Source organism: Pseudomonas sp. TMB3-21 (assembly GCF_054898145.1).
The window spans coordinates 843,890-858,084 of sequence record NZ_CM142718.1; the positions used below are offsets into that span (position 1 = coordinate 843,890).

Genomic DNA, 14,195 nt, shown 5'->3' on the forward strand with positions numbered 1-14,195 from the left:
TTTAAACGCCTACGACTTTCCCATCAAAAACTGCGCGAGCAATCGCCTTTTCATACGCAACAATCTCAGTCCTCCTATCTCCTCGAGCTGTCTGCGCCTGTAGTTTTCATTGACCGGAAACACAGTGTTCGATCAGGAGCTTCACCCCACATGGACCGTAACGACTCCCTTCTGCAGCAACTCGTTGACTCAACTTTCAGCGACCACGCGACAAAGACAGAAATCAAAACAGCTTTGCATAATGCGCAGATTGACTCGGTGTTCGACATCGCCAGCCTGTCTGCGGAAAGTTTCGCCGATACGCTGGCACTGCTAAACGCCGCCGATGCGCTGCACATTTATGACGAAGCGGTAGCCTGCGCGCACATGATCAGCCGTTTGTACTATGAGCAACAGCTATCGCCGGAGCAGGCTAAACAACGTAATCGACGGGACGCTGATCAGGTCTCTGCCCCCCTCACCTACCAATCACTGTTCGATGAAGACTGGCAGCAGTTTTGCCATGAGGGCCATATCGCGGCCAACAATTCGCCCATCGCTTATCTGCGCGCGCTGTACCGGTTTGCCCTTGAACTGGAAAACTCATCCACTCACGCGAACAGGATCACTCTGGAGGAGCGCCGCTGCGATCTCGCAGGGCTGATACTGGACGCTGAAAATACGTTTGTTGAGCGCCCCATGGTGAGCGTCATCAATGAGACGCTGAACACCCATATCCAGAATTACCTGGATGAGATCAAGAACGATAAGACCGTTCAGGAAGTACTGGCCAGCGAGCGCTATCCTCTCGAGCTTCCCTACGATCTCCATCATCAGCAATGCCAACTCGCACTGGGCGAAGATAAGCCGGCATTGGGAGAATTGAATTATCGAATCAATCTTAACCTCCCGTTCTCCGGGATAGATTCGACCTATGGAGGAAGCTCGAAAACAAGAATCGAATCCCAAAAACTCCTGTCAGCTTTAAGTCCGGCGCAACAAAAATTGCTGACAGCGCCCTACGACGATCATGTGGTGTGGAACGCCTACGGTTCTAGAAACAACGAGCTCTTATGGAGCGTGGACAGCTTTCAGAAGTTGACTGGCCTGACTGACGATCAGATTGAAGAATTACTGGCCGATGGGAAATATTTACCGAACAGGTCAATAAACAATTTGTGGTCAGAGCGGCATCATTACGGACGCCTGTACATCAATAGAGGCTCAGTCGGAGCTGTTATGGCAATCGACCGGCGCTTCGTCAACTTCTCCACAGCTCGCCTGGATTGCATGATTCGGATGACTCGGCTGCGGCGCTGGACAGGCATTAGCTTCGCTGAGCTCGACACCATGATCATGAACATTGAACTGGCGTCCCCTGACAAATATAGCGGGATGAACAACAACACGTTACGAGCACTCGGCGTGTACCGGTACTTGAGCAAGCGCTACAGCATCAAGCCAGAAGAGTTTGCCTCGTTTTACTACAACATGCCCACGTACGCCTGCGGGGATCGACGTTCATTGTTCGACCAGAAATTCAGCAACCCCAAATCGACGACGAACCCGTTGATAGAAAACAATGGCAAAGACATTGATATAGAGACTTCAGTAGCGACGTTGAAATTCCTCAAAGCGGGACTGGATTCCAGTGTCACCCAGGATGACTTCCTGCTGATCGCGCGACAATGCAAGCAACACCTGCCTGCGTTCAAACATGATCTATCCAGCGCTTCCGCCATTTATCGATACGCACGGATCGCCCAGATGTTTGGCTTGTCACCTGCAGCATGCACAGACCTGGCACGACTGCTGGGCGGGGAACCATTCTGTAAAGCGTTGGTGACCGGAGTGATAAGGGAAGACAGTAATAACGAAAGCGACATTTTCGACGTGCTGATGGCGATGGACTGGGCGGTGGACTGGCTCAGGCAAAACAAGTACTCGGTCAAACAGTGGTGCCGCCTGTTCGATAAAACCCGCGACGACGAGGCGCTGAACACGGAACTGGAAAACCTGGTCAACGCCCTTAAAACAAAGCCGCATGACACAGACGACAAGAAAAATCTCCTGATCCAAACACTACTGCTCGATGTGGCGTCTCTTTCCCTGGATGAAATCGCCTGCTCGATGAAATTGGCCGGGACTTCTGAGGTCGCCATTTTCGATGAAATAGCGGCCAACACTTCAGTCTCCGGAAAACGCCTACCGTTGCTGGCAAGCGCATTGCGGGCCGGTGAGGCAGTACAGGCGCTGGTGCTAACCAACGACGCGTTGCTGAAATTGCTGAACAACACTGAATGGCTTGCCCACGGCAACAGCGGCACATTGACTCCCCACACGTTGTACCTGCTTGACCGGTTCAGCACGTGCACCCGCCACCATGTGCAAGCGGAAACCAGGTTTCTGGAATATCTCGAACGCGCCCACGGTCCGTCAGACGCTGTGGCGATTATGAACACCAATATCACTTTGACCGAGCTTCTGGACTGGACGATCGAAGAGGTCAGCGCCTTGACTGCCGATTTGCCGCACCACTGTGCCCGTTCAATCGAAGAAGTGGACTGGGTCATACGCTGCAAGAACTGCTGTAACGAGACCGGCCTGTCGATGAACAACCTGAAACGGGCAGTTTCCTTGAACACAGAAAAGCCCGCCGCCGACTGGAAAATCGTCGGTGAGGCGCTGGTCGCTGCTCATTCCTGATCCATCTTTCTTTTGCAAATATTCAAGGACTGAATATGACCAACCTACACATAAGACTTGATGAAAAGCTGCGGGATGCCCAGCTGGCCTACTACCTCAAAACAATCTCGCCCGCGGTCGCTACCGAAAACACTGCCAGGCTAAAAACCGTAGAGGACCTGAGCAAGTTTTGGTTGCTCGACATGCCGGTCAGCCAGCCGGTGGTCACGTCACTTGTTGCGAGCGCCATCGCCAGCCTGCAGCAATACATCCACAGCATTTTGCACGGCCTGGAACCCGGTTACGGCCCGGCGACGAAAACCCGAGAGCGAGTAAAAATCTGGACTGAGGAAATGAGCCGTTATTCAGTCTGGGCGGGCCACCAAAAATTATTGTATTACCCCGAAATCTACCTTGACCCCAACCTTAGAAATACCGACAGCGACAATTTCAAACAACTGATAAACGACATAAGCCAAAGCCGTATTCAGCCTGCCGCCATCGAGTCCGCAGTCAAGTCATACCTGACCCGCTTCGAAGAAGTAGCGAATCTGAAAATCCTCAATGGCTATATCGACGGCGCAGATTTCGCCAACAGCAAATATTATTTCATTGCCAAATCGCGATCGGAGCCTACTTATTTCTGGCGCTCGCTCAACATGGCGGAACGGCCATACAACGGCACGAAAACCGACAACGGTCAGCGTGTAAAACAGGACCATCCCGAACCGTACGCCTGGTCGGACTGGAAGAAAGCGGACATCCCTATTCCGCAGGACGCCATCGAGCACACCATTCGCCCTGTCTGGTTTAACAATCGGTTGTTCATTACTTGGGCCCAGTGCATTCATCAAGACCCGGCGGGTGTGAGCGGAGAGAAACGAGACCCCCAGTTGTTGATGAGTTATTGCTACAAGAAATCTGATGAGACCTGGAGCGCGCCGAGAACGGTCTTGAATAACTTCGTCAATAACGGCCAGCTTGGCCGGCAGACATCAAGACCAGTTGATGAAACGCCGTTGTCGGACCTGCGTCCTGAAGAACTGAAATCCCGCATCAATACGGTGTCGGTGCAAATCAGAGAGAATTCGCAAGACGTCTTGCTCATTGCCATCATGCTGTTTGGAGAGCAACGGGAATTAAAGTTACCTAGATCGCAATATGTCATCGGCGTATACGACATGCAAAATCGTGATGACCACATGCAAAACAACACGCCGCTTTTTTCAAGCAGTGTCAGCATTGATAAAAATTTTACTCACATTTCTGGCGCTCCTCCTCGAGGCACTAGCCTAAAAGAGGCTCTCTCCCAAGCGCACTACAAGCTGGCATATGAAATTCACAAACATCCCATAAATGAGCTGTCCGAACCGGTTATCTACCTGCAATCAAAACAGGAAAAAAATAACACGCAACGTGTGACCGCAAAACCTGACCTCGTCCACTCACCCAAATTGCCGCGCGGTGCAATAAGCTGCTACATCGATTATCAGCCCAACGAGTTAGATCTAACCATTCGTCTGACGCTTGACCCGACATTGCTTTCAAACGACCAGCAAGCTTCTATTTTTGTGGTCCGACAAACCATGTTAGGCAGCCCCAGGCAAATCACGCCACTGATCTCAGGAAAAGATTCATACCACGTCAAATTTAGCGATTGTGACCTGATTAGAACCAGTGAAGTATTCCAGTACGGTTTAACACTGCACGCCAGTGGTCAACATTGGTATGGCGGGAGCATCGCAGCGACCGCTATGGACAGCTTCAGCACGCCAAAACTCTCAAGCAACAATTCAGTGCAGTATCTCGATTTCTCGGACTCACTGATTCTGCACAGCGATAACGGTTTGGCAGATCGTCAACCCATCAGGCTCAACACCCTGCTGGCCACCGAACTCACAGGCCGTGCCGAAAACAGTCTCGACGAGCTGTTCAGCCGTGAGACACAACAAATCCAAGAGCCGAAAATATTCGATACAGACCCCGATCAACCCATGGACTTTCATGGGCCCAATGGCCGCTATTACACGGAACTGTTCCTGAACTTACCCTGGTTGATCGCTCATCGCTTGAATGCTGAACGGCAATACACCGACGCTGAAAACTGGATCAATCACCTCTTCGATCCGGGACTGAGGCCACCCGAATGCTGGAAGACTGTGCCCTTGACCGGCACCGATGTCCCCTCTTACGCCGCTCGCGCCCCGCATGATCCGCACATGATTTCCCAGAGCTATCCGGTGCACGCTCGCAAAGCGTTATACCTGCTTTACCTCGACATACTGATCAATCGGGGCGATGCCGCATACAGGGAACTGACGCCAGACAGTCTCGGCGAGGCGAAGCTTTGGTACCGGCGAGCAAAAGATCTTCTTGGCGCGCGCCCGGTTGTTCAAGAGGTGGAGCAATGGTCGGCGATCAGTTTGAAAGCACTCAGCGCTAACCCCGCCAAGGAGCGCCGGGCGCTTGAGAAGGCACTCAGCCGATTGAAGACCAATGGCCTTGCAGACAACGTACAAGCGGTGCTGCCCGCTCTGCAGACTTCGAGATTTCTCGTGCCGATCAACCCGGAGCTGCTCAAGCGTTGGGACATTGTCGAGAGCCGCCTGGACAACCTGCAACATAGCATCGACATCAGCGGCAAGCCGTTGCATCTGCCTTTGTTCGCAACACCCATCGACCCGAAAACGTCAGTCAACTTTCGAAAATCCGGCGGATCTTATGGAGCCGATTCGCAACTGCAGAAACCCGTGCTCTCGCAGTACCGTTTCAAGGCGATGCACATTCACGCCGTGAACGCGGTAGACAGCGTTATCCAATTCGGCGCCACGCTACTGTCGCTGATCGAACGCGAGGAACAGGCCCATGTGCAAGAACTGCAGCAACAACAAGCGTGGGACATGGCAAAAATGTCCGTGGAATTGCAGAGCCAGGCGCTGCGCGTGGACAGCAAAAACCGCGACTTCCTCAACGCTTGCAAGCAAGTCATCCAGGGGCGGCTGACGCACTATGATCAGTTACTGGAAAAGGATGTCACCCCGGATGAAGCCGAGGCTGGCCGACTGTATCTAAGCAGCGCCGCCGCAGAAGTGGATTCATCAATTGCCCAGGTTGTCGCCGGCAGTCTGATGATGATTCCAAACATTTTTGGCATCGCCAACGGTGGCTCGCGCTGGGAAGGCACCGCCCATGCCGCCAGCGCTCTGGCACAGCTGCGAGCTACGCAGCTCCGTGCCGAGGGCTCCCATCTCGAGCGCGGTGCACAGTTCGCTCGCCGTCGTGAAGAATGGACGTTAAATCGCAATCAGGCACAACTTGAGCTGGCTCAGATTGGCGCACAAATCGCGCAATCTGCCGAGCAGGAAAAGCTTACGCGCCTGCAGCTCAAACAGGCTGAAACAGCATTGACCCACGCCAGAGACAACTACGACTTTCTAAGCAAACGGTTTACCAACAAACAGCTTTATCAGTGGCTCAACAATCAATTTTCAACCTTGTATGAACAGGCTTATGAGGCGGCGCTGGACTTGTGCCTGGCAACGGAGGCCTGCTGGCAATACGAGTGTGCCGACTACACCCGTCGGTTCATTCAGCCCGATAGCTGGAGGAATACTTACCGCGGTCTTTCCGCCGGCGAAAGCCTCAAGACGCGCCTGATGAACATGCAGAACAAATTCCTGGAGGCTGATACGCGCGGCCTGCAACTCGAACATATCGTTTCCCTGAGACTCCTCAAGGACAAAGACAAGACCAGTGCGATCAATCGTACCTGGCCGCAGATCAAAGCCTCGCTGTTGGAAGAAGGGAAATGTGATTTCGAACTCACCCACACGATGTTTGAAGAGAAATGGAAAGGACAAGGGCATTACCTGCGGCGCATCAAGACCCTCAGCGTTACGATTCCGGGCATTGTGAGCCCGTACGAAAATATCAGCGCAACGCTGACGCAAACGTCCAGCTTGATGTACCTCACTACTGACACGAAGGCCACGAGCATCAAGGACACGCGCATCAAGCAACACATTGCGCTTTCCAGCGGAGACGACGACAGCGGTGTGTTTCACCTTGACCTTCTCGATGACCGCTACTTGCCTTTTGAATACACCGGAGCGGTCTCGACATGGACGCTGACCTTCCCCAATCATGCTGCACAAAAAGACATGCTTGATTCGCTCACCGACATCATCGTTAAAGTGAAGTACACGGCCAGAAAGTCTGGAGTGGCGCGATGAGTGAACAAGGCACGATGGCCGTCGCCGCTCCGGTATTGCCTAAAGGCGGCGGCGCCATTCAAAGCATTGGCAAAGGTTTTGGCACTGTCGGCGCCCGGGGTTCGGCCTCCTATGAAATCGCCTTGCCTATTTCGCCGGGACGTGGCTTCGCGCCTGACCTGTCGCTCAGCTACACCAGTTCAGTGGGTAACAGTGAGTTCGGCATCGGCTGGGGGCTTTCCTTGCCTGTCGTGGCGCGACGCACCAGCAAGGGTGTACCGGCCTATGCCGACGATGACGAGATCATCGGCCCCGGCGGGGTCGTGTGGATGCCCGAGCAAGGTGCTCAAGGCACGCTGACAACCACCGTCAGGCACTACAACGATCTGCAACTGGATACGGCGCACACCGTGATCCGCCACTTCCCGCGCCTGGAAAAAAACTTCGACCGAATCGAACACTGGTCCTCCAAAAACGACCGGCCGGGGTTCTGGCTGGTGCACGGCGCCGATGGCAGCCTTCACCTGTTCGGCAGGCAACCGGCATCGCGTCGCGCCGATCCCGAGGATGCGAACCGAGTTGCTGAATGGTTGCTTGAAGAAAGCATCAACCCGCACGGCGAACACATCCTCTATCAGTACGCTGCGGATAAGGCGCAGCGTTACCTGAGCAAGGTGAGCTATGGCAATTTCAAGGCCGACGCGCACCTGTATTTATGGAAACCGGATCAGCTCGATACGCTGCAATGGCACTTCGAACTGGTGTTCGACTACGGCGAGCGCAGCACGAATTATCAAGACAAACCGGCGTACACCGGGCAGCAATGGCTGACACGCAGCGACGCTTTTTCCAGCTTCGCGTATGGCTATGAAATCTGTACAGAGCGACTGTGCCGACAGGTGCTGATGTTCCATCGTTTTCCCGCCGAGTTGGGTAATGATCCGGTTCTGGCCAGACGCCTGTTGATCGAATACCGACCGACAGCGCTGGGTTATCAGCAACTGAGCAGCGCCCATGAACAAGCGTACGGAGCGTCGGCGACCGCTGAAAATCACCCGCCCATGGAGTTTACCTACAGCCACTTTGAACTGTCGGCAGCCGCCAGCAACTGGCAGCCCTTTCACAACATGCCCGATATCAACGACGGGCAACGCTATCAATGGGTGGATTTGTACGGCGAAGGACTGGCGGGTCTGTTGTTACGCAACGGCCCTGGCTGGTACTACCGCGAACCCATTCGCGGCAAGGCCAACAGTGATGAGGTGGCTTACGACCAGCTGCGCGTCGTGCCCACATTGCCGACTGCTGCCTCCGCCAAAAAAAATTTTCAATCGCTGGGTGATTTGACCGGCGATGGTCGCCTGGACCTGCTCACCGCCGAGCCGAAGTTGAGCGGGTTTTTCTCGCTGAACGCCGAGCGCCAGTGGTCAGGATTTGCCACGTTCGATGCGTTCCCCATTGAGTTTTTTCAGCGTAAAGGGCAATTGGCCGACCTCATGGGTGCCGGCCTCAGCGACCTTGCCATGATAGGGCCACGCAGCGTGCGGCTATACGCCAACCGACGTGAGAAAGGCTTCGCGCCCGCCATCGAAGTGCCTCGAGAAAAAGATCAGGACAATCTGCCCGTGCTGACGTCTTCGCCCGGCGAACTCATTGCTTTCAGCGACATGCTGGGCAGCGGTCAGCAACACTTGGTGCGCATTCGTCACGATGAAGTGAAGTGCTGGCCAAATCTGGGCCGCGGGCGTTTCGGCAAAGGTCGGGTGCTTGGCTCGCCGGGCCTTGCGTATGAGGCGTTCGATGCTTCGCGGGTTCGACTGGCGGATTTGGACGGCTCGGGCTCTACAGACCTGATCTACCTCGAATCACGGCACGCGCTCATCTTCATGAACCGCAGCGGCAGCGGGTTTTCGCCGCCGGTCAAGCTGCCCTGGCCCGAGGGCGTGCGCTTTGACGGATTGTGTCAGGTGAGTTTCGACAACCTGCTCGGGCTCGGCTGCTCCAGCCTGATACTGAGCACGCCGCACACGACACCCCGTCATTGGCGCTACGATTTTGTCAGTGCAAAACCTTATTTGCTGATCGGCGCCAACAACAATATGGGCGCCGCCAACAGCATCTGCTATCGCAGTTCAGCGCAGGAATGGCTGGACGAAAAAGTCGAGAAAATCGATGCCGGCAAGCCGCCCATCTGCCACGTGCCGTTTGCAATGCATGTGGTTTCGGAAACCGCGCAGCTCGACGAGATCACGGGCAATCGCCTGATGCAGACATTTTCCTATCGCCAAGGCTACTACGACGGCGTCGAACGGGAATTTCGCGGCTTCGGCCTACTGCTGCAACTCGACAGTGAAAGCCATCCCGGCGATGCCTCGATGGAAGGCCTCACCACGCCATGCCTGACGAAGAGCTGGTTTCACACGGGGCAAGCGGTGGACATGTCCAGTGACGGTTTCGACGAGACAGACAAACACGCCACGCACCCGGGCCGCGCACTGCTTTGCCAATACCAGACCACCACGAATAGTGATGCTGCAATCGCGTCGCCCGACCCGGCGACCACTTTGGAAATGGCCCGCGCCCAGAGCGGTCATTTGCTGCGCACAGAGGTCCTTGCGGTCGAGCCAAACCTGGGAACCCGTACGCTTTATTCCGTTCAGGAAAACCGTTATCGGGTTCGCCTGCTGCAAGCAGCGCAAGGTAAGCACCACTACGCGCGGATGTTGCCTTCAGTGCTGGAGTCAATCAGCTATCAGTACGAAGGCATCTCCGACGACCCGCAATGTCAGCACACTTTCAATCTGCGGCATGACCAGTACGGCGCCGTGATCCACAGCCTGAGCGTGAACTGCGCCAGACGTACAACCGCAGCCGATCCGCCACCCTTCAGCGATAGCGATCAACAGCAATGGTGGCGCGACGCTCATGACCCAGCGCAACAGTTTTATTACCTGAGCGAATCCCGTGCCGAATTTATTCATCTGGATACGCCCCAAGGGTGGCGACTGGGGTTGCCTTATCGCCAGCGCACCCAAGCACAGAAACGACCCAAATCGCCGGAGTATGGCGGGCTGTCGGCACAAGCCTTGACGTACGAAAAAGTGCTCGATTGGGTCAGTGAGTCGACTTGGGCTAACCAAAGTGATCTGACCGGTCTTTCGTTGCAGCGCTATCAGCACACCACAACCGGAGAAACCCTGGAGGACGGTGTCGCGCACTTCGAGGCCCTTGCTGATTTTCTGCAGACTGCCGAGCTCGACGAAACGGCGCTGAGCGCTTTCGACGTGTTACCGCAGGAGAGTCGCCCCACAGCAGCGCTGTTAAGCCAACTGGGCTATCAACGCATGACGGATTTTTTTTCCGAATCCACGCCTGCAAGAAAATTCTGGTCGATCAAAAGCTCGTTCGCCACCTACGCCACCCTGGCGGGCCACTTCAAAATCAGGCGTTTTCAACCGAGCAAGAGCCACGGCGTGACCGAGGTTTTCTACGATAAATATCACTGCATGACCACCGAGTTCAGGCTGCCCGATGGCTGCACCACTAAAGCAACTTACGACTATCGCTCATTCGTACCACTGCGCATCGTCGACCCGAACGGCAACGTTCAGGAAGCGCGCTACGACAATTTCGGCCGTTTGCTGTGCAGCACTTTTTACGGCACTGCAGGCAATATACCCGTCGGCTTCAAACCGATCTCTGAGTACCAGCGTCCGGACTTCATCACCCCGGACGATGCCATTGCAGACGCTAAAGCAGCATTGCAAAAAACCGCCAACGCTACATTTGTAGCGCCGTTCAGCTGGATGGGATGCGTCTCTAAGGCGGCAATCAAAGAGGCTGACTGGCTGGCGCGCTGTATCACCAACGGCGATTTGCTGCACGGCGGTTTCATTTGCAACCGTGGGCGAGATCGTCTGGCGGGGCTTGCGGACGTTTCTGCCGATGACAAGAAATTAAAGCTCGAAATCGACAAGTCGCCCCGAGAGCCGGTGCACGCGGCCACGCTGAGCGCCGATCGTTTTCCCAACGACATGCAGCAGCAAATCCGCATCAGCGTAACGTGCCTGGATGGCTTCGGCCGAACATTGCAGAGCAAGCAACTTGTTGAACCCGGTCTCGCTTACACGGTGAATGCAACGGGTGGTCTGACGCAGGAAAACGAGAAACCGCTAGAGCAAGTCGCAGCGATGCGCTGGCGGACAAGCGAACGGGTTGAATACAACAACAAAGGATTGGTCATCCGTACTTATCGGCCCTATTTTGCCAATCACTCCAAGTACATCAACGATGTGGCTTTAAGGCAGTTTGGCCATTACGACTTGCAGTTTTACGATGCACTGGGGCGGCCAACCCGAACACGCCTTGCAGGCGAAGCTTCCTTCATGCGGAGACAGACCCGACATCCTTGGTACACCATCGAGGAAGACGAGAACGATACGCTCGAGGCGATTTCGCCGAAGACACCGGCCACTTCCGGAGGTGACGCATGAGCGCGCAATTGCACCGCAAAACACCGACGCTCAATGTGATCGACAGCCGAGGTCTGACTGTTCGGCAAGTGGCTTACTGGCGCAGTGATGCAGCAAAAACTGCGCAGGCACGGGTCACCCGCCAGGAGCATGACGTTGCTGGACGGCCGATCGCACATTGGGACCCCAGACTGTTTGGCCAGACCACAAAAGCCAACCTGACGAACATCCATAGTTTGTCGGGCAAGTTGCTCAAGACGGACAGTGTGGACGCCGGGTGGCGTGTGAACTTGCCCGGGGACGCCGGCCACGTATTACGTAGTTGGGATCAACGCGGCAGCTATCAGCAGACAACTTACGATATCCAGCTCAGGCCTATTTGCATTGAAGAGCAAGCAGTCGATCAAGTATTACGCGTGGTCGAGCGATTGAACTATGGCGACAATTCGCAAGCCTCTGCGGCGAGCAATTCGTGCGGCGCACTGACCCGTCACGATGACAACGCTGGGACGCTGCTGATCAGCGAATATGCACTGTGCGCCAAGCCGCTGGCTCAGACGCGACGCTTCCTGCTTGATCCGCAGTTGCCCGATTGGCCTGCCAATGCGATCGACCGAGACGGCTTGCTTGAAGAGGGAGATGGCCACGAAACGACCTGGGGATATGACGCACTGGGCGAGTCCGTTCAGCAAGTGGATGCCGGCAAACATCAGCAGGGCTTTGAATTTGATGTCGCGGGCCAACTCAAAACAATCAGCCTGCTGATCAAAGATACAAAGGTAGCAACGACCGTTATCAAGGATCTGGTCTACAACGCAGCCGGTCAGGTCGAATCGCAAACCGCCGGCAACGGCGTGACAAGCCGCGCGGTATTCGATTCCGCCAGCGGGCGCATGACATCCCTCAGTGCGTCCGTGTCCACGAGCACTTTGCAGGATTTGCACTACACCTATGACGCGGTCGGGAACGTGCTGCGAATCGAGGACAAAGCGCAACCGGTACATTTCGGCAGTAATCAGAAAGTCAAAGCGATCAGCGCGTTTACTTACGACAGCCTGTACCAGTTGACTTGTGCTACGGGTCGGGAATCGGCGGTCCAGACAACTCAACTCCATCTCGCCGCCACCAGCAGGTCACCGATTGATGCGCAGCAACTGTTCAATTACAGCGAACATTATCAGTATGACGCCGGCGGCAACCTGACCGAACTACGGCACGCTCGCGACGGCAACAACTACACCAGAACATTCAAGGTCGCCGCTGCAAACAATCGCCTGCAATCCTGGAACAAAGGCGATACCACGCCCGATATAACGTCGGGCTTCGACGCCGGCGGAAACCAGCAGCAACTTAACCCGGGCCAGGTATTGGAGTGGAACACCCGCAATCAGCTCAGCAGCGTGATGCTGGTCGCGCGTGCAGAGGGACGCGACGACATCGAGCGCTATTACTACGACAGCAGCGGTCAACGTGTACGAAAGGTGCAAACAACTCATGCGGCATCCATCGTTCACCATCGAGAAGTCCGCTATCTGCCGGGACTCGAAATCCGCACCCGCAGTAACGAGCGACTGGAGGTCATCACCCTGCAAGCCGGTCGGTGCAGCGTACGTTATCTGCACTGGACCACTGGCCGACCGGCCGGTATCACTGCAGATCAAATGCGCTACAGCCTTGATGATCACTTGGGGTCGAGCTCGCTGGAACTCGATGACCAGGCCTGGCTGATCAGTCAGGAAAGTTACCTGCCGTATGGCGGAACGGCCTGGGCAGCATCGCGTTCGGCACTAGAGGCGGACTACCGGACCATTCGTTATTCCGGAAAAGAACGCGACGCCAGCGGACTTTATTACTATGGGCACCGTTATTACGCACCGTGGTTACAACGCTGGATCAGTCCTGATCCTGCCGGGGCAATCGATGGTTTGAATCTGTATTGCATGGTTGGAAACAACCCGGTGAGATTCACTGACCCGACTGGCATGAATAGGCAAGAGTCGCTGAATTACCTCGATCTTGCAGATGCCAACCTCAGCAAGATTCCAGGGTATGTAGAGGGGCAGTCCCGGAACGACTTTGTTGATGCGGCACTGCGAAATTCCGCAAAAGCGAAACGGCACTATCAAATTTTCAAACAGGATGTAATGAATGCAGTAGGCGAAGCGAACACCAACAGGACTAAAACCTTTAACCAGTTGAGAAACCTGACCAAGCCTTGGCGTTACGATCGGGCAAGATTTTCCGATCCTGTCTTGACGTCTGCTTTGCTGGACAAACATACCGCGTTCTCAGCAATAGGAGGGGATGATGATGACCTTCCCATGACTGCATTCCATAATTTTCCCGGAAGCTTGAGCCGTACTAACCCTTTCCCGGGTATTACATTTCACAATGCGCGGGAAGGTGAGGAGGACACTTTTCACGTTTCAAACCTCAGCGCTTTCATGAAGGGGGTCAGGAGCGCCTACAGTAAAAACAAGATTTCGCTACATGGTTTTTTTCGTAAGCGAATTGCCCGTCACGTAACAGAGCAAAGAAAGCTCCCGGTGAGTGCAGGCATTCCCGGGTTGCATGCTGAAGTGGTCGCTGCGAATGCCTGGATGATTCTGGGGCCGCGTAGCCGCTTGAACCAGCGGCTTTCGTATGCACGCATATTCACAGCTCGCTTGCAAAAACGCGGTCGGGGCAATGATTTCCCAGCCTGTTTTAATTGCAGTGCAATACTGCCCCCGTTTGTCAGTGTGGTTACTGGAAGAAGAGTTACCAGCCGCTAGCTCGCTTGGGAGATCTCGTAGCCTGACGGCTATGCCCTCCACCCAAGGGCATGGCCGAATCTGCTGCGGAGCGT

The 14,195-nt window shown here is 54.9% G+C and carries 4 protein-coding genes; all 4 read left to right on the forward strand.

Annotation, left to right across the window (positions count from 1 at the left end; translation table 11 throughout):
- The first annotated feature begins 150 nt into the window (after positions 1 to 150).
- From ACYZTS_RS04075 to ACYZTS_RS04090, 4 genes are read left to right on the forward strand one after another with little or no spacing between them, the layout of a single operon-like run.
- On the forward strand, positions 151 to 2,685 hold the full coding sequence (locus tag ACYZTS_RS04075) for a Tc toxin subunit A (protein WP_461994210.1): 2,535 nt from the start codon (positions 151 to 153) through the stop codon (positions 2,683 to 2,685).
- Positions 2,686 to 2,720: 35 nt separating this feature from the next.
- Complete coding sequence (locus tag ACYZTS_RS04080; protein ID WP_461994212.1) at positions 2,721 to 6,896, forward strand: Tc toxin subunit A-related protein; 4,176 nt, start codon at positions 2,721 to 2,723, stop codon at positions 6,894 to 6,896.
- Positions 6,893 to 11,368 (forward strand): SpvB/TcaC N-terminal domain-containing protein, encoded by a 4,476-nt coding sequence (locus ACYZTS_RS04085; RefSeq protein WP_461994214.1) that lies wholly within the window; start codon positions 6,893 to 6,895, stop codon positions 11,366 to 11,368. Before ACYZTS_RS04080 ends, ACYZTS_RS04085 begins: the two co-directional genes overlap by 4 nt.
- Complete coding sequence (locus ACYZTS_RS04090; protein ID WP_461994216.1) at positions 11,365 to 14,121, forward strand: RHS repeat-associated core domain-containing protein; 2,757 nt, start codon at positions 11,365 to 11,367, stop codon at positions 14,119 to 14,121. Before ACYZTS_RS04085 ends, ACYZTS_RS04090 begins: the two co-directional genes overlap by 4 nt.
- The last annotated feature ends 74 nt before the right edge of the window (positions 14,122 to 14,195 follow it).